Annotated in this window: 21 protein-coding genes; 7 read left to right on the top strand and 14 right to left on the bottom strand. The window is 55.1% G+C overall.

The annotated features are described in order from the left end of the window. Positions 1-73: 73 nt before the first annotated feature. Entirely contained in the window at positions 74-1066 is a 993-nt protein-coding gene (locus HUF18_RS18940; RefSeq protein WP_145465873.1) for a putative solute-binding protein, read from the bottom strand. A 2-nt stretch (positions 1067-1068) separates the two neighbouring features. Next, the gene (locus HUF18_RS18935; RefSeq protein ID WP_145465876.1) at positions 1069-2079 is read right to left on the bottom strand and encodes a hypothetical protein; all 1011 of its coding nucleotides are present in this window, start codon (positions 2077-2079) and stop codon (positions 1069-1071) included. 194 nt (positions 2080-2273) lie between these two features. On the opposite strand from HUF18_RS18935, the gene HUF18_RS18930 reads away from it, so the two are divergent. From HUF18_RS18930 to HUF18_RS18920, 3 genes are all read left to right on the top strand, one after another. After that, the gene (locus tag HUF18_RS18930) at positions 2274-3179 is read left to right on the top strand and encodes a hypothetical protein (protein ID WP_225693453.1); all 906 of its coding nucleotides are present in this window, start codon (positions 2274-2276) and stop codon (positions 3177-3179) included. 515 nt (positions 3180-3694) lie between these two features. After that, positions 3695-5074 carry a PhoH family protein gene (locus tag HUF18_RS18925; protein ID WP_145465878.1) on the top strand — a complete coding sequence of 460 codons (1380 nt, stop codon included), beginning with the start codon at positions 3695-3697 and terminating at the stop codon, positions 5072-5074. A gap of 155 nt (positions 5075-5229) precedes the next feature. Further along, positions 5230-5649: a hypothetical protein gene (locus HUF18_RS18920; RefSeq protein ID WP_145465880.1), complete on the top strand. Its 420-nt coding sequence runs from the start codon at positions 5230-5232 to the stop codon at positions 5647-5649. An 88-nt stretch (positions 5650-5737) separates the two neighbouring features. Here the strand turns inward: HUF18_RS18920 and HUF18_RS18915 are convergent, their stop codons facing one another. Continuing rightward, positions 5738-5983: a hypothetical protein gene (locus HUF18_RS18915; protein ID WP_145465882.1), complete on the bottom strand. Its 246-nt coding sequence runs from the start codon at positions 5981-5983 to the stop codon at positions 5738-5740. A gap of 167 nt (positions 5984-6150) precedes the next feature. Between HUF18_RS18915 and HUF18_RS18910 the strand changes: the two genes are divergently transcribed. Then, positions 6151-6687: an LOG family protein gene (locus tag HUF18_RS18910; RefSeq protein ID WP_225693451.1), complete on the top strand. Its 537-nt coding sequence runs from the start codon at positions 6151-6153 to the stop codon at positions 6685-6687. Between the two features lie 19 nt (positions 6688-6706). Here HUF18_RS18910 and HUF18_RS18905 read toward each other — a convergent pair whose 3' ends face one another. Then, the gene (locus HUF18_RS18905; RefSeq protein WP_225693449.1) at positions 6707-8296 is read right to left on the bottom strand and encodes a cation:proton antiporter family protein; all 1590 of its coding nucleotides are present in this window, start codon (positions 8294-8296) and stop codon (positions 6707-6709) included. 120 nt (positions 8297-8416) lie between these two features. Beyond that, positions 8417-11236: a hypothetical protein gene (locus HUF18_RS18900; RefSeq protein WP_225693447.1), complete on the bottom strand. Its 2820-nt coding sequence runs from the start codon at positions 11234-11236 to the stop codon at positions 8417-8419. Positions 11237-11456: 220 nt separating this feature from the next. Here HUF18_RS18900 and HUF18_RS18895 point away from each other — a divergent pair, with 220 nt between their 5' ends. Then, positions 11457-11984 (top strand): DinB family protein, encoded by a 528-nt coding sequence (locus tag HUF18_RS18895; RefSeq protein ID WP_186435732.1) that lies wholly within the window; start codon positions 11457-11459, stop codon positions 11982-11984. Between the two features lie 61 nt (positions 11985-12045). Then, positions 12046-12900 (top strand): alpha/beta fold hydrolase, encoded by an 855-nt coding sequence (locus tag HUF18_RS18890; protein ID WP_225693445.1) that lies wholly within the window; start codon positions 12046-12048, stop codon positions 12898-12900. An 18-nt stretch (positions 12901-12918) separates the two neighbouring features. On the opposite strand, the gene HUF18_RS18885 is transcribed toward HUF18_RS18890, so the two are convergent. Continuing rightward, the gene (locus tag HUF18_RS18885; protein WP_145465894.1) at positions 12919-13230 is read right to left on the bottom strand and encodes a putative signal transducing protein; all 312 of its coding nucleotides are present in this window, start codon (positions 13228-13230) and stop codon (positions 12919-12921) included. A gap of 16 nt (positions 13231-13246) precedes the next feature. Beyond that, the gene (locus HUF18_RS18880) at positions 13247-14380 is read right to left on the bottom strand and encodes an SMP-30/gluconolactonase/LRE family protein (RefSeq protein WP_225693442.1); all 1134 of its coding nucleotides are present in this window, start codon (positions 14378-14380) and stop codon (positions 13247-13249) included. Between the two features lie 201 nt (positions 14381-14581). On the opposite strand from HUF18_RS18880, the gene HUF18_RS18875 reads away from it, so the two are divergent. Continuing rightward, positions 14582-15394, top strand: coding sequence for a pseudouridine synthase (locus HUF18_RS18875; protein WP_225693440.1), 813 nt, complete (start codon positions 14582-14584; stop codon positions 15392-15394). A gap of 943 nt (positions 15395-16337) precedes the next feature. On the opposite strand, the gene HUF18_RS18870 is transcribed toward HUF18_RS18875, so the two are convergent. The 7 genes from HUF18_RS18870 to HUF18_RS18840 form a co-directional block, all read right to left on the bottom strand. Continuing rightward, positions 16338-17204 carry a thioredoxin fold domain-containing protein gene (locus HUF18_RS18870; protein WP_145465900.1) on the bottom strand — a complete coding sequence of 289 codons (867 nt, stop codon included), beginning with the start codon at positions 17202-17204 and terminating at the stop codon, positions 16338-16340. Between the two features lie 233 nt (positions 17205-17437). Continuing rightward, positions 17438-17791 (bottom strand): 50S ribosomal protein L19, encoded by a 354-nt coding sequence (gene rplS, locus HUF18_RS18865; protein ID WP_145465902.1) that lies wholly within the window; start codon positions 17789-17791, stop codon positions 17438-17440. A 10-nt stretch (positions 17792-17801) separates the two neighbouring features. Next, positions 17802-18557 carry a tRNA (guanosine(37)-N1)-methyltransferase TrmD gene (gene trmD / locus HUF18_RS18860; RefSeq protein ID WP_145465904.1) on the bottom strand — a complete coding sequence of 252 codons (756 nt, stop codon included), beginning with the start codon at positions 18555-18557 and terminating at the stop codon, positions 17802-17804. Positions 18558-18573: 16 nt separating this feature from the next. Continuing rightward, a complete protein-coding gene (gene rimM, locus HUF18_RS18855) occupies positions 18574-19113 on the bottom strand; it encodes a ribosome maturation factor RimM (protein WP_145465906.1) in 540 nt (179 codons plus the stop codon). Between the two features lie 21 nt (positions 19114-19134). Next, positions 19135-19386, bottom strand: coding sequence for a 30S ribosomal protein S16 (gene rpsP, locus HUF18_RS18850; RefSeq protein WP_145465908.1), 252 nt, complete (start codon positions 19384-19386; stop codon positions 19135-19137). A 192-nt stretch (positions 19387-19578) separates the two neighbouring features. Continuing rightward, positions 19579-20775 carry a CDP-alcohol phosphatidyltransferase family protein gene (locus tag HUF18_RS18845; RefSeq protein WP_225693438.1) on the bottom strand — a complete coding sequence of 399 codons (1197 nt, stop codon included), beginning with the start codon at positions 20773-20775 and terminating at the stop codon, positions 19579-19581. Continuing rightward, positions 20772-22472 (bottom strand): AMP-binding protein, encoded by a 1701-nt coding sequence (locus HUF18_RS18840; RefSeq protein ID WP_225693435.1) that lies wholly within the window; start codon positions 22470-22472, stop codon positions 20772-20774. The genes HUF18_RS18845 and HUF18_RS18840 overlap by 4 nt, the downstream gene beginning before the upstream one ends.

Genomic DNA, 22472 nt, shown 5'->3' with positions numbered 1-22472 from the left:
TACTGCTGCCGGCGCGCAGGGTATCCGCAACCGCAGCTCCGGACGGAACCGCGGTGTTGCCGGCTGTTTATTGTTATTCGAGTTTTTCGACACACTCTGCGGCGGCCGGTGTTTCGGCACAGCGCAGTTTGCGCATCAGGCGCAGCATATTGCCGTCGTAAACGCCTTCATCACGCAGAGAGATGCGTACATTGCGCAGCATCTGGTTGTATTTATCATGATCATCCTGTGTCAGATCGACCCAGTATTTCTGATCAATTTCGGCAGTGTCTTTATCGATATATTCGCGCATGCGATCGAATACGCTGGCGATTTTCAAACGTGATTTCTGGCCGAATTCTGCCGGGAAACGGTCTTTATGCAGAATCAGCTGGAAGTCCAGATAGGCCAGATTAAAGCGCAGGATACCGCCCTTATTACCCAGGCCCTTGTACATTTCCAGCGGCTTGTAAGCCACCGCCGGCGCGTAAGCCGCATCCACACTGCCGTTATTGAACTTACCGGAGAAGTTAGCCGAGTTGGACGGCACCACCGAAGCACCGACATGATTGACCAGCTTCATCGATGGCTCATCGTATTCAATGGTGGCAATGCGCTTACCCGACAGCTCTTCGACCGAATCGACGGTGCGGTCGCGCAGGAACAGATAAATAGGCCCCGCCGGCAGAATACCCGCTACTTCATAGCGGCCTTCAGTCATAAACTTCGCGGCTTTCGGTGAGGCAATGGTGTTCACCAGATTGCGCATCACGTCATCACTCGGCACACCCCCAATAGCTTCAACCGTAGCGGTAAACTTGTTGAACGGACGGGCGCGCGCGCCGGTCATCAGCACTGCGTCACATTGCTCGGCTTTAAAGTCATCGACCGCGATTTTTTCATCGGTATAGGCGCGCAGGTGGAAATCCACACCCCATTCCAGTGCAATGGTGCTGTAGTCTTTGGTCATGCCATAGATTGAGCCATTGGCGCCCAGTGGGTCATACACACAGAATGTACGTTTTTCCAGTGCTCCGAAGGCCAGTTGACTGGTACCCAGAGCCATCAGCAGTAATGCCCGTAACATATTCAGTCCTCCAGCAGATCGTCGATATCCAGGGTGTTCGCTTTTGGCTGAACATCATCCCAGAAAGTACCCAGACCACCGGTCGGTGTGCGGGCGCCGGTTGCTTCCGTCCACAGACGGTCGGATACAGCCATAATCTGACGGCTGGCCATAATATCCATCATGCGGTAGTCCGGATTGCTGGAAGTGGTCTTCAGCGAAGCTGCATGGCGGCGAATAGCATCACGCAGCTGCTCGGTGTTGCCTGAACCGTCGGCAATCACCACTTCGATGGCATGGGCCATACGCACACCGGAGGCGGTGGCAATACGGCTGGCGTTAGCCATTTCCTGCCATGGGTCAGTGCCCTTCGGAGCGGTGTCCGGCATCATTACCCAGATACCAGCCTGCAACGCCTGTGGCAGTCCCCACCAGCGCACGTTATCCACACACTGCAGACCACGAACGGCTTTCATGGCGATGTCTTTCGGTACGTTAACGCTGCTCTGTGAACGCAGGTCACTCATTACCGACTGCATACCGGCAATAGAGCCCAGTACCCAGTAAATTTCTTCATCTTCACTCAGATCAGGACACTTATCGCCCGGCTCGCCAAACTCGGCCACCATGTGCTGATACGCCATGTACTGGCGGCTGGCTGCCACAGCAAAGGCGCGTTTTTCGCGGATACGGGCATCTTTGGCTTCGGCAATGTTCTGGCTCTTAAAGGCCCGTACGTAGGTCAGTGCTTCTTCATGGGCTTTTTCTTCGGCACAGGAGCCGGACATCATGTACATAGTCACCGCTGCGCGGTCCGGAGCAAAAGTGACTTCAGAGAACGACATCAGCGTCGGTGCCATAGCCGTGGTCATGCCGCAGGCCATCTCCGGGTCGCTGCTTTTCATGGTATAGGGAATCGCATACTCTTCGGTGTAATCGTATGCAAACCAGCCGGTTGTTTTGTAGATCATGCTGCAGCCGGACATGCTGCTGATCGCCAGCACTGCCAGCGAAATACGCGCGAGGAAAGACATGACGCCCCCATTTTCTGATGAGTAATTTTTTTTATTCTGTTCAGGATAACGGTCATCCTGATGGGTCTTACCTGAGTGTCTGGCACTGTGGTTAAGCCCGGCCCCAGTCTAACGCTTAAGCCGCCAAAAAGCTTGGCCCAGTAGTCATCGGGCCCGCGACAATAGAGTCAATCAAGGGTCTTAGAAAGGTTAAAATGCGCCAACAGCCAGCATCTCCGCACCGTCAAAAGCGTGCACAAAACGACACGTTACCGGCTTCAGAACACAGCCGGGCGCTGCAGCAACTGCTCGACCAGCATTTCGCGCTGGCCAGTCAGCGTGTGGATACGGTCTATCGCCGCCACTTTGCTCCGGCCAGAGCGGTTTTTGCCCGCCACTGGCGCCACCGCCGCGATATTCCCGGCGATCTTCTCGCCCTGCCGCGCACGCTGCTCGGTCTGCTGCACCGCCGTCCGGGAGGTATTGCCAGCCCCAGCGGCAAGCAACAGGAAATGCGCCGTATTCTGGAGCAGGAGCTGCTTGATCTGCCCGCTCTTGAAGCCAGCCTGCAGCAATACTGTGAGCGTATCATCGAGCATTACCGTCATGATCTTGAAGACCAGCAAGCACTGACACCGGCACAACGGCAGGAATTCGAGCGCTATGTTGAACATCAGCTGGTACGCCTGCATCTGCCCAGCGAAGGGCTGCGCGAAGGCATGCTGGCACTGACCATCATGCTCACCGGCCGCTTACTGGGCGATAAAGCCATGCTCAGCAGCGCCGCCAGTCTTGGCGGCACCGTCGCCGGCAGCGTGTATCTGGGCCAGCAGAGTTGGTGGGGAGCGTTCTGGGCCGGCTGGTTCGGTGTACCGGCCTGGGTCAGCTGGGTCGGAATCGGCAGTGGTATTCTCTCCGCCCTGCTGTTATCGCCATTACTGGCACCGGGGGTTGAATGGGGCATGAACCGCCTGCGTGCACGCCGGGTGCTGCAGCAGACGGTACAACAGGCGCAGGAAAAACTGACCAGTAAAGATGGTGTACTGCTGGCCAGCCGGCTCGGCGTTTATCTGCAGTTATTGCCGGATCTGGCGCAGTTTCTGGCGCGGCTGAAAAGCTGACTCAGGCCAGATCCGCTGACCATTGCCGACAAAGCGTTGTCATAAAACAAACACTTGGCAAGGAGTCTGCGTAACGCCATAGTAACTGAAGGCGTGTTTTTGCTGTCGCATAAGTGACACATGCATAGCGGCGGCAAAGCGTACCGATCACCCACGGAGGGAGGGTAAGTTGCTACCCGAGAGCAGTATCAACCTGCCAGGATATGGCAGATACAGAGTGCAGGCAGGCCACACAGACCTGTGCACACAGAGTATGCAACCACCGACGCTGAACCTCAGTTGCAACGTCCACTCCCCTTCCATCGTTGTTCACCCCCTTGTCGCTCAACCCGTTAACCCTTTCGTCGCAAAAACCATCGTACTGCAATCCGCTCGGCCACACCCAACCAGACCTCAACCCACCAGCCAAGCCATTGACGACCGCAAGCCCGACCCATTGCGCGCGCTGTGCGCACCGTGGCATTCCGCCATTTCTGTATCTGATCAGCCCAACCTGCAACCAGGAGAGTGCTTATATGGCCGCAAGTAAATCCGCAACCAAGCTGTACGTTCTGGACACCAATGTTCTGATTCATGATCCGGCCGCGATCCTGAATTTTGAAGAGCATCAGGTGGTGATCCCTATGACCGTTCTGGAGGAGCTGGATAAACTGAAAATGGGCAAAGCGTCCATTGCCACCGACTGCCGTGAGGCAATCCGCAAGATCGACCATATCATCGGCGATGCCACCCCTACCGAAATCGCCAAAGGCGTGCCCATTGCCCGCCCGGATGGCTCGGTACAGGGACATCTGTCTATTCTGCTGGATAACTTTGAAGCGCCTAACCGCTCACTGCCACCCGACCTGAACGACAACAAGATCATTAACAGCCTCGTAGGGCTGCAGGAAAAATACCCGCGCCGGGAAGTTGTTCTGATTACCAAAGACATCAACATGCGCCTGAAAGCCCGCGGCTGTGGCGTCGGCGCACAGGACTACCAGAACGACCAGCTGCTGACCGACGTATCCCTGCTGGAAACCGGCTATCACGCCTTTGCCGATTCGTTCTGGGAAACCCAGTCACAGGTTGAAACCTTCCACGATGAAACCGGCACCTACCACCGCGTACCACTGGAGAACTTGCCTGACGAACTCTATGTGAACCGTTTTATCGTCGATGAAAAGGGCTTTATCGGCCGTGTGGTGCTGATAGAAGAAGGTACCGCCCTGCTGCAGGATCTGCCTGCCGAACAACTGTTATCGCAAAGTGCCTGGGGGCTGACACCGCGCGATATTCCACAGGCACTGGCCCTGCATCTGCTGATGGATCCGGAGGTACATTTGGTCACCCTGACCGGCCAGGCCGGTTCCGGTAAGACCATTCTGGCACTGGCTGCAGCCATCGAAATGACCGTCGCCACCAAACAGTTCCGCCGCATTATTGCCACCCGCTCAACCCGTGGACTGGACGAAGACATCGGCTATCTGCCCGGCACCGAAGCGGAGAAAATGGAGCCCTGGCTGGGCGCCATCACCGATAACCTCGAGGCACTCCACAATGACGATGAGCACGCCACCAGCAGCGTCGACTACATTCTGCAGAAAGTACCGCTGCAGTTTAAATCGCTGAACTACATCCGCGGACGCAGTTTTCAGCACAGCCTGATTCTGATTGATGAATGCCAGAACCTGACCCCGCATCAGATGAAGACCATCATCACCCGTGCCGGCGCCGGTTCAAAAGTGGTTTGTCTGGGGAATCTGGCGCAAATCGATACGCCTTATCTGAATCCGATCAGCTCAGGTCTGACCTATCTGATTGAGCGTTTTAAAGAATTCAGCAGCGGCGGCACCATTCATCTGGAAGGCTCCCCAAGATCCATTCTGGCGGAATATGCAGAGACCCATTTATAACGGTTATTAAGGAGTTGCCGAGTATCAGATCTTTGACGATATAAGAAGTCTGAACTATATAACTAACAGGGCTTTGAACATGCCAGCATGATTCAAAGCCTTTTTTATCGCCCCTAAATTCACCATCCCGGAGAGATCCACGGAAGGTTCATATTATGAAAGCACTTGTATTCGCCGCCCTTACTGCCCTGTCTGCCAGCGTTGTTGCTGCGCCGGCAGAAGAAACTATCTACGAACTGGAATTTGAAACCGATTCCAACTGGACCAGTATTGAAATCCGCGACGATGCGGCCTTCGTTAATGCGCCCGCCGGCGAAAGCATGAATGTGACCGCCAAAGATGGTTTGCGCTCGTTTACGATTTCGCCGAAAAAAATCCACCTGCGCTCGCGCACCCGTGGTCTGGTAAACATGAATCTGTTTGTAAAATCCAAGAATAACGTGCTCGGCCTGACCATCTGTAAAGGTTCACCCAGCAGCTATACCTGGATCAAATCCGGCCAGTCAAAGCAGAAAAACGATCTGAAAGAAAAAGATCACTGCGAGCAGGCTGCACTGGTACTGCAGCTGTTCTGATAACAGCCATCCGGAAAATCGCCCCGCCACCTGAAATGCCAGACGTTTCTGCCAAGCTGCGGGGCTTTTTTATGCCCGTGCCCTGCCGTCAGTGTTCCAGAATATCGCGCCGGAAATCCCCTTTAAACATCGGGATCTCATGCAACTCCTGCTCCCCCTCCATGCTGAAGTACATCGCACTCTGCTCCGGCGGAAAGATTTTTACATTGCCCTGAGTACTGATCGGACGCGCTCCGTGCATCATATCTTTCAGCATCAGATAAATTTCTTCGTAACTGTCACCACGCAGCTCAACTTCTACTTCGGTGGTAAAACGGAATGACATCTTAGCCATGGCGCGGCCCTCCTCTTCAGGCTGTTTTCTGAGCCTAACCCAGAGACAGGAAAAAGCCGCGTGAAAGCCAGCACATAGACACATACAACCTAATCAACCCGGGCAAAAGAGCAGGAAGCTATAAAACAGCGCTGTTACACTTTGCAGGACAATGATGAGGAGAGGTTATGCAACGAATTGCCATTTACTGCGGTGCGCGCAGCGGTAACGACCCCAAATACGCTAAGGCTGCCGGGCACCTGGCGCGCTATCTGGCAAAACAGGGTATCGGTATTGTCTATGGTGGCAGTAACAGTGGTCTGATGGGCATTATTGCCGATACCGCACTGGCCGAAGGTGGCGAAGTCATCGGTGTGATTCCCGACTCACTGCACAAGCGGGAAGTGGCCCACCGCGGCCTCACTACCCTGCATCATGTCGCCGGTATGCATGAACGTAAGGCGCTGATGGCTGATCTGGCCGATGCTTTTGTTGCCCTGCCCGGCGGTATAGGCACGCTGGATGAGCTGATTGAAATCTGGTGCTGGGCCGGTATGGGTGCACACAGCAAACCCTGCGCCTGCTATGAGGTGGATAACTACTGGCAGCCATTGTTTGATCTGCTCAGCCATGTTCAGCAGGAAGGCTTTGCCCACGGCGAACGGCAACTGCTGCGCGCCAGCACTCCGGAGCAACTGCTGGCCAGCCTGCAGGCCGGCCACTGACTCTGACAACGATCCGGGCTTAAACCTGCTGCGCGACGTCCAGCGGCTCGCCTTCATTCAGCAGGTGACGGCTCTCTGCCGCAAAGCCCGCGCCAACCTCGGAGTAGTAGTTAAAAGCCACATCCACGCCGAGTTGTAACAGCTCGGCACGCTCATCTTCATAGCGCGCAACCGCAGCGACTTTGCCCTGATAACCGGCAAGCTTCAGCATTTCCAGCGTGCTGCGCATTTCCGTCTGGGAAGGCAGTGCCAGCATCACCAGACGCACGCCCTGAGTACTGACTTTCTGCCAGAATTCCATATCATCGGAGTCGCCGACCACCACATTGAAACCTTCGGTTTTCAGCGCAGCGACACGCTCAGCATCCGACTCCACACCCCAGACCCGGCTGCCGTATTCACGTTCCAGTGCACAATAGGCACCTTTACCGACACGGCCCATACCAAGAATCAGTACTTTGGCTTCTTTCGGTTGCTCAAATCCCTGATGGGTTCCCGGCCGTTCGAAACGGTTAATGCTGTCTTTACGCAACGCATAAATATGGTGCGCACGACGGTAAATAAAGCTACTGAGAATAAACGACAGCGACATTACCAGCGCGATAATTACCAGCCAGTCTTCACTCAGCCAGCCACGGTTGACGCTGAGGCTGGCGACAATCAGACCGAATTCGCTGTAATTGGTCAGCGCCAGAGCACTCAGATACGACGATCGGCCAGAAACACTGAAGCGCGCCAGCAGGGCAAAAAACAGTACGAATTTAACCAGCAACAACACGGTCAGCAGCAGTGCCGTCAGCGCCATATCGAGGCTCGGCAAGGCGGTAAAGCCAATGGACAGGAAGAAACCGATCAGGAACAGATCCTTGAAGTTCATCAGTACTTTATACAGCTCGGCCGATTTGGCATGGGACGCCAATAACATCCCCACCAGCAAGGCGCCCAGATCGCCCTTCATATTCACCAGGGTAAAGAGTTCAGAGCCGCCCAGCGCCAGGAAAAACCCCAGCAGCGGCAATAACTCGCCGTGTCCGGCCTGACTGACCAGACGGTGTAACAGCGGTTTGATCAGAAACAGACCGAACAGGCCGAACGCCCAGAGCGATGGCGTTTTACCGGTTGAAGCCACCAGAAACACCACCGCCAGAATATCCTGAATCACCAGAATACCGACCGCGATCTTGCCATGACGGGTTTTCAGCTCGGAGGCTTCCTCCAGCATTTTCACCACACAGACCGTGGACGAAAAGCTCAGGGCAAAGGCCACCAGCAGCGCCGCTGTCAGCGGAATATCGAAGTAATGGCTCAGGCCCAGCCAGGCTGCCAGTAACAATACACCGGCCAGTAACACCACCCAGACACCGGTATGCAGCACACTGGTCAGCCACACTTCCTTTTGCATCAGCGCACGGATATTCAGCTTCAGGCCGATGGTAAACAACATCAGGGTAATCCCCAGATCGGCCAGCGCCTGCAGGCTGCCAACCGGTTGCACGCCCATTGCATGCAAACCAAAACCGGCCAGCAGGTAGCCGACAAGGGGCGGCATTCCCAGTTGCTTGACGACGAAGCCACAAAGGAACGCCACTAATACCCACAAATAATCCATGCAAAATCCTGTTACTGATTAAGTCTCGCGCCCAGTATAGCGCGGGCGGAAAACCAGCAGCCTGACCGGTGTCAGGCCCTGTGTGTACAGTGCCAACTGTTTCCGGAAGGCAGCACTGTGTCAGAAGAAGACGGCGGTACGCAGATAACCTTTGGTCTCCCCCAGATCCTCATCCAGACCGCGGGCTACCCCGAGAGAGACGGGTAACACCAGGTTGTAGCCCAACACCACATCAATGCCAAGCTCAGCGCCAACGGCACTCAGCTCTGGCCGCTGCTGACCGCGGAACCAGGCACTGGCTGTCTGCGCCCAGGCGCCGAGGGAGATGTCACCCAATCCCAGCGGAATCATGCCCCAGTTGCGTTCAACCCGGGTCAGGAAGCGGTTAACACGCAGCACGCCGTTGTAGTATTTATGGCCAATCTGCACATTGTCCTCATAGCCCGGCAAGGCAAACTGATCGCGGCCAAACAGCAGGGCTTCCTCGCCATTATTACCGCCCAGGGTAAAAGGCTCCGCTGTGCGCTCAGCCACACCACCGGCCAGACCCAGACTCAGCGTATTACGCCCGGGCAGGTCGAAGGTGTGCTTCACACTCGCCTGCCACTGATAACCGTCGTAATCGCTGTTCAGCACATCATTGCTTTCGTACACCAGATCGGCATAGGTTCCCCAGCCGATGCCCGGTACATTGCGGTACAGTTCGCGGTTATCGAAACTCAGCGCAACACCGGCGAGGGTTTCTTCATAGCCTTCACCACGATCAACTCCTGCGGGGGCCCGTTCGATTTTTTCATGATCGGCAACCAGCCCCAGATGCAGCTGCAACTGATCTTCAAAGGCATCCAATACATGGTCACGGCGGACGATCAGCAAATCTTCGCGCTTGGCATAATAATCATCGTCCAGCCCGGTATTCAGGTCGGTGTAGCTGTGAGTACGGTTCCAAAGCAGCGACCAACGGTTGTCATACAAGTAGCTGGCAGATACATCCGCCCAGTCCTGTTTGAAATCCCATAAGGCGGCAATGCTGTAGGTATGACGGCCCACCGCATCATTGCCACTGGTGGCCAGACCCAAAGCGGAAGAGTAATCGTCGAAGCTGAATAACGGCAGCCAGTACTTAGGCGCCAGCGTCGGCCAGGGTGAATAGTCACTGCGCTCAGAAGGCACCACGCCGCTGACCGCCGGCGGATAATCATAGCGCCCCTGCCGGCTGGCAATACTGAAACTGGCCAGCGCCCGCGGTGTCAGGATTTTCAGCTGATAACCTTCGCTGGTGTAATCCTGATAAGCCACCTGATCATTCAGCCAGCGCGGCTGAAATGCACCGCCGACCACCTGCGTCCATTGATCTACCATGCCGGTTGCCGGCTGCAGCACATAGAGGTTAAACACGCCGTCGTAGTCGGCGCTGTAGAGAATACGGCCATCGGGCAGAAACTCCGGCTGATGCTCAGTCGCCCGGGTGTCCGTTAACGCCTGCCAGCGCAATGTGCCCAGGTCGAGACGCTCCAGATTCCAGCCCTGCTGTGGCCGCTTGACCGACGCCACCAGTGATTGTCCGTCCGGCGCCACATCGAAGCTGCCCAGCACCGTCTGATCCCCGCCCTGCCATAACATGCTGGCATCACCATCGCGCTGCAATCGCCATAATTCACTCAGGCCATGCACCTTGCGGCTGCCGATCAGCTGCTGTCCGTCTGCCAGCCAGCGGATTTTACGCAGGCGCAGATCTTTGCTGATGCGCTTCCAGCCGCTGTCCGCCAACCAAAGGAAGACATCATTCAGGTCACGGCCACTGGCATGGCTGATCAGGCGCGAGACAGCCAGTGTGCCATCGGCGGCGATATCGGCATCGGTTACGCCTTTTGTTGCTGTCAGCGGCTGTACAGACCAGCCATTACCGGCCGGGCCGTCCGGCTGCCAGCGGCTGATCTCCGCCCGGTCTTCACCGTTATCAATCACCTGCAGCAGCGAACCCTGTGCTGCGGCGGTCACCTGCTGCGTATTGCTCAGTACCGGCAAAGCATCGCCGGAGATTTCCCGCGCCCGCAGCGTTTCTGTGGCTGGAGTGAAGCTGGCCAGCAGCCACTGCCGGTAGTCATTCCACAGCGCCGGAAAGGATTTGCCAAACACCTTTTTGGCGACGTAGTTCTGCATCACATAAGGAATCAGCTGACCGCTGAACTGGTTGAGATAACGGCTCATCGTCTCTTCACCGTATGTTTCCGCCAGGTACTGCCAGAAATAGGCACCGTATAAGTAGTGTTTGCCGCGTGGCCAGTCGCGCAGTGGCACCACCACCTGATTCAGGTCGTCGCCCTGATGACTGTCCAGTTCCATCCGCATCTGCATGGCATAGACACTGCCGTCGAGACGGCCATATCCCAGCTTGCGGTTGGTTTCCAGATAGACCGCCAGCCCTTCGGTAAACATCGACGGGGTAAACACATGCGGGAACAGCCAGAACAGACGGCCAAACACTTTACGGCCGCTGCGGGTCACGCCACGGCTCATATTCATATGCAGAATATGCACATACTCGTGACGGATCAGACCGTGCAGCCATTCATCCATATGTTCGAGCCCGGCAACATCCTCAGCCGGACTGGCAAACAGGCGAATCTGCACAAAAGGAAATGGCGTGGCCCAACCGTTGGAATAGTCGTAATCATCCACCAGCACCATCTGCGTGCGCTCGTCCGGTTCCTGTGTGAAAAACGGCACCAGTTCATCGTGTACGCGCTCGGCAATGGTCAGCGCGTGTTGCGCCATCTGATCGTAGCGGGCCGGATAATGCAGCTCGAAATGCGCTGACGTGCGGGTCTGCCAGTTGGTATCCGTGCGATCCCAGGCGGCCGGAATAGCCAGTCCCTGACGACTCAGCAGAGTGAATAACAACAACAGTATTGCACGACAGATAACAGCTCCGTTCATGACCCGGCTTCCCTGAAAAATGGTTGCCCGAAAATAGCGGATTCGTATGACAACAACAACTGCAACAACAAGCACAACAACAACCATCCCACGCTGCTTGCCGCATGGTTCAGGCTGACATAGAGTAGAGATCTGCAGGCATTTACCAATGCGCCTGACAGCAGGGAAAAACCGGTAACCGATTGCGATAAAAAACCTGTTCACAGCCGGGAGAAATATCATGTCATGGTCAGACATTTATCGTCGCTACGCCCGCTATAACCGGACAATGAATCAGCAGCTGCTTGAGGCCTGTATGCCCTTAAGCCGTGAGCAACTGGAAAAATCCTGCGGTCTTTATTTTGACTCACTGCTTGGCACCTGGAATCACCTGCTGGTAACCGACATTCTCTGGCTCAAACGTTTATCTCTTATCTTTCCCATCCTTGAAGAGCTGCATGATCTGCCCACTCCGGGCGCATTAAACGTGATCCTCGCCCCCGATCTGAACAGCCTGCGTCCACTGCGCGAACGCCTCGACGATACCTATATCCGCTGGTGCGATCTGCTGCGTGCCGATGACGCCCGCGATGTATTGCAGTACACCAACAGCCGCGGCGAAGAGATGGCCAAGCCACTGGATCTGGTGCTGCAGCATATATTCAATCATCAGACTCACCACCGCGGTCAGATCACGGCTGAACTGAGCCGCCTGGGAGTCGACTTCGGTATTACCGACCTGCTGCTGACTGCGGATCTTAATGACTGAGTACCGGCGGAGCGGACCGGTGAAAATAATAACAATAATAAAAAGTTGCTAAGGAGCAGCCGTGCTTAACCCTAATATCTGGCGCAGTCAGCAACGTGATTTTCATTGGCAGGGACTGCGTGTCGGCTTTCACGATGAAGGGCAAGGTCCGGCACTATTGTTATTGCATGGTCTGCCAGGCAGCAGCTGGGACTGGCACCGTCTGTGGCCGATGCTGGCCGGACAGTTCCGCCTGATCTGCCCCGATCTGCCCGGCTGTGGTGACTCCGATAAACCCTCCGAATACAGTTACCGCTTACAGGATCAGGCTCAGCTGGTGAGTGATTTACTCGGGCACCTTAATATCCGCCAGTGCCAGATTATCGGCCATGATTACGGCGCCAGCCTTGGCCGCCAGCTGCTTAAGTCCCCCGGCGATATCGAATTTGGCCGCTGCAGCTGGATTGCCGCTCGCCGCGGCGGCGAAGCGCGCTACTTTCTCTGGCGTGAACTCTGGCTCGCCGGACCGCTGGGCCCGCTGCTCAGTCACTGCATCAGTGAAGGTCTGTATGGTCGTTATCTGGAAACCCTGAGTGGTCCTTTCACTCCGATAAGCAGTCAGACCCGGCAGGATCTTTGGCAATTATTATGTGCCCATCAGGGGCTGCAGGTTTTGCCGCAGCTGCTGCACTATCGTTATGAACTGCCACTCAGCAGCGAAACCAGTATGGCCAGCAGCAATACACAGCAGTACATCGACGGCGAATATGATCCACTGAGCAGACACAGCAAAAGCAACGGCGCGCTGCGGGTAAAAACCGGTCACTTTCCGCATCTGGAAGATGCTGAACATCTGGCCATGCTGTTAACGGACTTTCATCGTGATAATGATGCCGGCAGTCAGGCGGTCTTTCAGAACCTGCTCAACGGTCAGTAACAGTAAGCAGCAGGAAAATCAGAGAAAACGCAGACTTTCAGCGGCAATAATGGCCAGCAACGCCAATACAAACCAGCCCCAGTGACGGAACACCGGCTGCGGCAACGGATCGGTGATGGCATTGGCCTGATCGTATTCCAGCATCAGCCGCCGCCCCGCCTCGTAATCAACGTCGTTCACCAGAACCCGTACATAATTCTGCACCGGCAGCTCACCCAGACCACCCGTCAGGTGAGCCCCTTCGATAAATCCCTGAATACGATGCTGCTCAAGCAGCCCGAGCACCAGATGGGCTTCCAGTGTATCCGCAGCCTGGTAAACACACTTCATTCATCGGCCTCATACGTCAGGGATTCAGATAGGATTCTGCCCTGCTCAGCGAAAAACGGTAAATCGGATAAGGTCCGGCAGCGAGAATCTCTTCACGACTGTGGCCGATCACCTGATGCAAAGCGGAACAGGTAACATAAAGATAGTCGCCCTGACGGCTGAAGCCATCCGGCCAGCGCAGATCCACACTGCGCAACAGCGTCTGTAATTCACCATCCGGCGTGCGGCGCACAATCGCTGAATGTTCCAGATCAGACAGATAGACATGACCGGCGGCATCCATTGCCATACCATCGGTCATGGTTTTCGCACCCAGGCTTTCCACGCGGGAGCTCAGCGTTGCATGGGGCAACTCTGTATCAACAAGATCCGCCACCCGGATACGGTACAGCTGGTCAGCCGCAACGGCTGCAAAGTACAGCCACTCATTGGCGTCATCCAGTGCGATGCCATCCACCCCCGGATTAACCGTAAAAAGTCCGTACAAGGTCATCGCCTGGCCCTGCACCACGGGTTCAAACTCTCCGGCGCGGACACTGGCGTCGCCCTGCAGCAGGCGGCGACTGCTGTTGCTGACACGATCGTACACCACCAGAGCAGGGGTGCGCGCCAGCAGGCTGGCATCGGTGATAAAGAAATAGCGGCCATCGGCACTGATGCGGAAATCATTGGCGTGGGCGCCCAGCGGAAACACATCGCGTGGAAAGCGATAGCTGTGCAGCAACTCGCGGCTGTTAATATCAAAGGCCAGCAGACGTACGCTGTTCAGCGCATGACGGCCATTATCCAGCAACCACAATTCATTGTTATGCAGGCGCAGCGACAGTACTTCATTCAGCGCACCTTCTTCGCTGCCGCCGGGTTGCCATTGTAACGACGGGAAAGCACTGACTTCGCCATCCGCCCATAAAGCGACATTGGTTTTTGGCGAAGCTTCCGGATGGAAGGTAAAAAAGATCCGCTGATCATCAGCCACTGCCAGATTTCCGGGAGGTTCAGGCAGGCTGGCGACCAGCTCCAGCTCGGTCGATGGCAGACGCGGTGCGCCACTGCGATCCGGGAATGAAGCACTTTCTACATACACCTGGCGCAGCGTGCCAAACAGCAGGACCAACAACAGCAATACAGCAATAATCCAGCGACTGATCATGACGACTCCTTTGTTATTTTTAATCTGGACGGACAGTCATTCGCGGAGCACAAAGTAGCAAAGTTTGCCGCCCAATGGAAAACCTGCGCCATATAACCGCGCAAGACCACTCCCGGTAATCCAGCTGTGCTACCCGCACTGCAGCACATAGGGTAAAGTGCCGCGTTTTATCCGGGGGCCGGTGATCACGCCGGGCATGCAGTGGATCTCGATATTCTTTACCTCGATAACGAACTGGTCGTTATCAACAAACCCAGCGGCCTGCTGGTACACCGCAGCGAAATTGACCGCCATGAAACCCGTTTCGCCCTGCAGCTGCTGCGTAATCAACTGGGGCAACGGGTATACCCGGTACATCGTCTGGATAAACCCACATCCGGTGTTCTGGCTTTTGCCCTGAGCCAGGAAATGGCCAGCCTGATTACCGACCAGTGGCGCCAGCGCGCCGTGGATAAACGTTATCTCGTCATCGTCCGTGGCTGGATGCCCGAGTTTATCCATCTCGATAAGCCCATGGCGCCACCGGTCGATAAATACGCCAAACATGAAAGAATCAAACCCGAGCAGGAAGCCATCACTGATTTCCGCTCGCTGGCCCATGCCGAAATTCCAGTCTTTATCGATAAATACCCGCAGTCGCGTTATTCGCTGGTCGAGTGCATTCCACACACCGGACGTAAGCACCAGCTGCGCCGTCACCTGAAACACCTCAGCCACCCGATCATCGGTGACGCCCGTTATGGCAAAGGCCGCCACAGCCGCTATTTCCGCGATCAGTTGCAGGCGCCACGCTTACTGCTGCACGCCTCGCAGCTGACCATGAGTCACCCTGTCAGCGGTGAAACGCTGGTGTTCAATGCCCCATTGGATGGCATCTGGCGACGTCTGGTTCAGCAATTTGACTGGTACGGCGCCCTGCCAGAAGCATTGCGTTTCAATGAACAGGATACGCCGCATCCATCGCTGGATTGTTTCCTGAATGTCACGGATGAGGACGACGAAGAGAGCGTCTGAAAGGCCGGAAAAACCATCCACAACGGCGCCGGGTCGCGCCGTTTCTGGTTTTCTTTGGGTTATCAACAAAAACTGTGGATAATTCTCTGGGTAAGTTTCTGATAAGTGCCACAAATCCAGTATTCATGCGGCTTCAGGTCAGATTGGCTGAAATAACAACAACAGCCAAATCTTATATAATTCAATGGCTTATATACTCCCTCCCGATTTGTTTCAGTTTTTTGACTTTTGAATGTCCGTTCAAAAAGAGAGACCCAGCGATGTGCATAACCACTCGGAGGTATATTTTTTAAGTCAAGGGAAAAACAATGCCAGTTGCGCTGAAAATGTCCTCAGTGCCCAGCAGGAAGGACTGCCAAAATGTCCACAATTTCTGTGCATAACTTTGTGAGTAAGCTCTTGGAAAGTATCCCTGTTTCGCATAAACAGAGGCCCCACCTTAGATTGATCACTTTTTAACCAATATTAAAAATCCTTATTTTTCAACGGCTTATAAAAATCAATAGTCATTTTGCCTATTTTCAGGCCAAATTTCTCCGGAATGAACAAGCCTATGGCCCAGTGTGCATAAGATGCATCATCTGAGTTCATCCTGCGCCAAAATAGAGCCTCCGGTTGCACCAGACCCGCCCCCGTCACTCAGCCTGAGAATAAAAGGCCTAGACGGTAAGTAATCACTTCCCTTAAAAATCTGTGGATAATTCAGGGGGTAAATTCTGAAAAAAGCCGCTGCCATCTGAGCGATGGAATGAAGAGCCAGCTCATAGGCTGCAATCGGTCAGAAAATATCCATAGAAAACAGACTGTTATAGTTTTAATACAAAGGTACTAATTTAATGGGATGAATGTGAAGTAAATCGGTGCGCTGTGCATAACCTTGCAAAAAGGTATAAAAAAACCTCCCGCAGGAGGTTTTCAGGTATTCCAGTAAACGATACTGAAATTACATCACGCCGAGGCGACGGGCGAGATCATCTGCCGGCATATAACCGGGGAACAGACGGCCATCATCAACCACGATCGCCGGAGTACCGGTTACACCTACTTCCTGGCCAAGATCGTACTGGGCAGCAATAGGAGCACCACAGTCTTTGCTCTTGTCCATCATCGCCACAACCTGTCCCTGCAGGGCACGGTACTGGTCTTCCAGTTCTGCTGAACCACCAGACTGGCGCAGACGCTGACCCAGCATATTCATGTCACGCTGAGTGTTCTTCATGCTGGTCATTGCGGACTTGCGATCAGCCTGACACCAGACATAGTTAATCTTGCGATAGGAATCGGTCAGCTCACCATTGCGCGGATCTTTGATACCGGCACGTGGATAAGCCAGATAACGCACAGTAATACCCAGCTCGTTCAGACGCGGGATTTCCTGATGCAGCTTCTGGCAATAGCCACAATCAATATCGGTAAAGACGTTGATCAGGGCTTTCTGTTCGCCCTTGGCTTTGAATACAACCGTCTGACTGTCAGTGACGGCCGCCAGGCGCTCAGCACGCTTAGGATTGTTACGGTTCTGGGTGATGTTCTGCGGGCCTTCGGCACTCAGCTCATACAGCTCATCACGGTAAATAAAGTGGCTCAGATCCGGTGTCATGTGCATAACAGAACCGTCAATCAGGACCACTTCCAGAATCTGGTTGCCAGCCAAAGGCGCAACTTCACGTACCTGCAGACGCGGACCGAAAGCCTGCACCAGTTTGGCTTCGACCTGCTTGTCGAGCGGCAGCGCTTTGTCAGCGGCGGCGCCCATTGCCGGTAACGTCAGGCTCAGGCCCAGCGCGGCGGCTAAAAGTGTTTTCTTCATTACTGCAACCTTTACGTCATCATTCAGGCTTGGAGGCCCAGAGCCCTTGTTTGTTCCGGGCCCTACCCTTTCAAATGCGCCTGCCAGTGTCAAGAAAGTAAGTGTCAAACCAGACAGCAGTATATCAGCCGTACGTGCTTTTCTGATGACAAACACTGCACAGATATAACAACAAACATAAAAACGGGCATAAAAAAACGGGCCAGAGGCCCGTTTTTTCTGCAAGAGAAGGATTAAACCTTTTCTTTGATACGTGCAGACTTACCGCTACGCTCACGCAGGTAGTACAGTTTCGCCTGACGCACGTCACCGCGACGTTTAACAGCCAGGCTGTCAATCATCGGGCTGTGAGTCTGGAAAGTACGCTCAACGCCCACACCGTGGGAGATTTTACGTACAGTGAATGCAGAGTTCAGGCCACGGTTACGCTTACCGATAACTACGCCTTCGAACGCCTGCAGACGCTCACGGTTACCTTCTTTTACTTTAACCTGCACAACAACGGTATCACCGGTGCTGAATGCAGGGATGTTGTCTTTCAGCTGCGCATTTTCAATCTGCTGAATGATTGGGTTCTTGTTGCTCATTGTTCGCTCCTTAACAGTCTGCTGAGTTCTGTTCTAGCTCTTGCAGATACTCTGTCAATAACCTTTGTTGCTCGTTTGTCAGTTCCAGCGCTTCCAGTAAATCGGGTCTGCGCTGCCAGGTTCTGCCCAGTGACTGCTTAAGGCGCCACTGGCGGATCTTTTCGTGGTTGCCACTCAGCAACACGTCCGGTACGGCCTGCCCTTCGTAAACTTCCGGGCGGGTGTAATGTGGACAATCCAGCAAGCCTTCCATAAAGGAGTCCTGCTGTGCCGACTGGTCATGCCCCAGCACGCCGGGTACCAATCGGATCACGGCATCCATCAGCGTCATGGCAGCCAGTTCGCCACCACTGAGAACAAAATCGCCAAGAGACCACTCTTCGTCGACTTCGCGCTCAATCAAACGCTCATCAATACCTTCGTACCGTCCGGCCACCAGAATCAGTTTGTCGCGCTGAGCAAGCTCTAACACGCCGGCCTGATCCAGCTTGCGTCCCTGAGGTGATAAATAAATCACCTTAGCGCCTTCCCCCGCGGCCGTTCTGGCTGCGTGGATGGCATCCTGCAGAGGCTGAATTTTCATCAGCATGCCGGGGCCGCCGCCGTATGGACGATCGTCCACGGTCTGGTAGTTATCGTAGGCGAAATCACGCGGATTCCAGCATTCGATACTCACTTTTTCCTGTTTGACTGCCCGCCCGCTGACACCATGGTCGGTGAGTGCGCGGAACATGTCAGGAAAGAGGGAAATAACCCCAAACCACATAATTACAACACCGGGCTTAAAAATCCGGGTCCCAGTCAACCTGGATTTCACCGTTATCCAGATCAACTTCAAGAACGATTGTTTCTGCGTATGGAATCAGACGTTCGCGCTTATCAATGCTGCCTTCGCAACCTTTTACGCTCATCACCTGATTACCGCCGCCGGAATCAAACAGTTCTTTCACCTGGCCCAGCCACACGCCGTCGGTGTTAACCACCTTCAAGCCTTCGAGCTGGAACCAATAATGTTCGTCTTCTTCGAGTTCCGGTAACTCCGAAGTAGGTACACCGATTTCAATCTGGGATAACGCCAGAGCGGCATCCCGGTCGGTAATTCCTGCCAGAGCTACAGCCAACCCTTTTGGCTGGAGTTTGCTGTCGGTCACCTTGAATTCGCGCCACTGTCCGTTAATACGTAACAGCCAGGTCGGGTAATCCAGGATGTTGGTCATGGGATCTGTGTACGAATACACCTTCACCCAGCCTTTAATACCAAATGCGGTGGTTACTTTACCGAGGACGGTGATTTCCTCACCCGCAATCTGGTCGTTCAACATCAGAACTCCGGTCGTCGCCAATTAAGCCTGAGCTTTTTTGGCTTGCTTCAGTAAGCTAGCTACGCGATCAGTTGGCTGAGCACCTTTGGCCAACCAGTATTCAACGCGTTCCGCATCGATGCGGAAAGCAACTTCCTGGCCGCGAGCAACAGGGTTAAAGAACCCAACGCGCTCGATAAAGCGACCGTCGCGAGGGCTACGCGCGTCAGCTACGTTAATGTGATAAAAAGGACGTTTTTTAGAGCCACCACGGGCCAAACGGATTACTACCATAGTTTCAGATCACTCCGATCGTTTATCAAGGGACAGGTTTTGGGATCGCCTGCCGTTCATCAACTCATCTGCCCCAACACCATTACAGCGGCATGTTATGCACGCAAACATGGCATCCAGCCAGACGAGACCTAATAAAAGGGCGCGTAGTGTATAAAATCTGCCCTGCTGCCACAAGCATTCATTCACGCCTCAGACAGCACTGTCTTTGAGTTTGTTACGGTACAACCATTGTTTAACCAGCAGCGCGGTCAGCGGGAAGGTCAGAATGTACAGGGCCACCACCGTCCAGCTCAGATCCAGCCACCAGCCAAGTATCAGAGCAACGCCAACAGCCGAGTCGATCTGATCAAGGGCGATAAACCAGTAACGCTGATCCTCAGGTACCTGCCCCGGCGCAATGCCCAGCCGGCGCTTAAACCAGGAATTGGGCAATTCACCGAGAATATAGCCAGCGCCGGCAACCGCACCGGCCAGCAGCAATGAGTAACCACTCCACACGGTCGGCCAGCCCAGCGCCTGAAATATCAGTTCCAGTGGCCACAGACAGAGTGCGCCCAGCGCCGTCAGCAGCGGCACCAATAAAACGCCGCGCCAGGTTTTGTTGGCACCAAAGGCCGACTTCCACAGCGGCCGGGCAAGAGAAGGCAGCACGTCATTGCTGACACACCACATATGCGCCACACCGCCAATCACCACCGGCACCTGCAGGTACAGCGCCATCAGCAGCGGATGCAACGGCGCCTGTGCGCCCTTAGCCGCCAGCGTAGTGGCGCACAGCAGTGAGAAACCACCCAGCGTAATCCACAGCATCTGTGCCAGGGAGGTGAACTTAAAGAACGGCCGGGCGCGCAACATCTGTACCGAAAACCACAGCAGCACCAGCGCCAGCAAAGCTTTAATAAAGGCAGTCCAACCCAGCCAATGCTCCAGCAATACCAATGGCGCAATAATCAGCAGGCTCCAGAATACCGGCATGCCCAGATAGGCAGGGCGGGCGCTGCCCTTGCTCGCATCCTCAATATTGCCGGTCTGATTGAATACCGACAGACGGATACAACCCGCGGCGACCATAGTCACCAGCGCCACGGCATAAGCACCATCAAAACCCCACTGCAGTAAAATCAGCGCCGGACTGACCAGATAAATCAGCACGTCCATAAAACCATCGAGGTAACGACCAAACTCACGGGTCAGCCCCCAGCGCCGGGCCAGCAAGCCATCCAGCGCATCGGCGGTCATCGCCAGAAACAGCAACGCCAGCGCCGTCAGCAGCTCCTGTTGCAAGGTAAAAAACAAGGCCAGCAAGGTCAGCGGAACACTGCTCAGGGTTATCAGATCAACCCGGTTCAGGCGGATAATCCAGCCACCGGCCGGTAAACTGCTCATATTGATGTACTCTCCGTTTTGTTCCAGGTAACCACCATGTCGGTACGGCCTGCAGCCGCCATCTGACGCAGCAGCGGACGGTCAATCTTGCTGTTGTGGCGACCATCCACCGGCATGTACTTCAGCCGGGCAACCTGCCATTCACCGGCCGGCAGCAAAGCCAGCAACGCACTTTTCAGGTTTTCCAGAGGCTCGTCACAGCACAGGAACAGCCAGCTCTGCTGTTCATAGCCGATCAGCGCGCTGCGCTGTACACCGGCCAGCGCATCCAGCTGTTGCTCCAGCCAGAGCGGCTGCAAACGGCGCTGGCTGCCAAGCTGCACCGCATCCTTTACCCGGCCACTGAGCCACAACCTGCCCTGTTCATCGAGCCAGCCGGTATCGCCGGTACGGTGCCAGACCAGACCATCAGCGCGCGGGATTTTGTTTTCTGCATCGGCCTGAGGGTTGTGGTAATAACCACGCAGCACATGACGGCCGGCGACCAGAATTTCGCCCTCTTCGCCCACATCACAACGGCCATCCCGCACATGATGTTCATTAACAGGGCTTTCGTTAACCAGACTTTCATTGAGAAGGGCATCGTTGTTTGCAGGCAGATTGCAGATCAGCACATCGGTGTCTTCGGCAATGTTCCCCACCAGCAAACCGGCCACACCGGGCTGCTCGTCACTGTGCAGATAATCCTGCAGCAACAGCGAGGCAATGGGCTCAGCTTCGGTGGAACCATAGGCAATGCGCGCATAGGCATTGGGGAAGACCTGCAGCAAATCGCGCGCCAGCAGCTGACTGACCGGCGCACCGCCAATTACCAGACTGGTGATCTGCGGCAAGGTCGTCTTGCGCAGTAACAGCTCATCACAAAGGGCGCGAAAATAGGCCGGCGCACCACTGATGCGGGTAACACCCTGCTGCTGCCAGCGTGTCAGAACCGCCGCCGCATCCACCTGTGCCGGAGCAGCCAGATCCACCTCTGGCAAACAGCTGCTCATGCCGCAACTGAGGTTATGCAGCACCATCACCGGGAAACACGGGCTGTCACGCTCGCCATCGGCATCCGGCCAGTGATGACGGATCGCTGCATGCTGGGCATCCAGACTGGCATGAGTCCGGTCGGCGCCTTTCGGCCGCCCGGTACTGCCGGAGGTAAAGGAAATAAGACCGTGATCGCCTGTGGGAGGCGCCGCCAGCTGCGGCCATGTGCCGCTATCAACAGACGCCAGCTTGCCCTTAAACGCCGCCAGCGCTTTACTCAGCGAACGACTTCCTAACGTTGTCCGGTCAATACTGAAGCGCTTTAAAGACCAGAGTTCAGGGATCAGCCAGAACCAGCGCAACAGCACCTGCATACTGACAATCGCCACCGGGCGGGCATCGGCCAGCGCCATGCGGATTTTCTTGCGGCCCATGCCGGTATCGATAAACACCGCCACCAGACCGGAGGCCAGCAAACTCAGCACCACCGCATACAGATCAACCGACGGCCGGGCGATCACCACCACCCGCTCGCCGGGCTGCAATCCCTGCTGCTGCCACAGTAACTGCAACGCACTCACACGCTGCATCAGCTCACCATAGGTACATTGCTCAGCGCCCAGACAACGACGCCCCTGCATTAATGGAATATCCAGCGCCAACCGCTGCGGATTACGCCGTGCCTCCTCAAGCACATGACGGCAGAAATTCAGCCCGCTCAT

This window comes from Thalassolituus sp. ST750PaO-4, from assembly GCF_020320405.1.
Classification (GTDB): domain Bacteria; phylum Pseudomonadota; class Gammaproteobacteria; order Pseudomonadales; family Oceanobacteraceae; genus Venatoribacter; species Venatoribacter alkanivorans.
The sequence above is the reverse complement of the archived record's forward strand: the minus strand, read 5'-3'. Positions and strand labels throughout refer to the sequence as shown.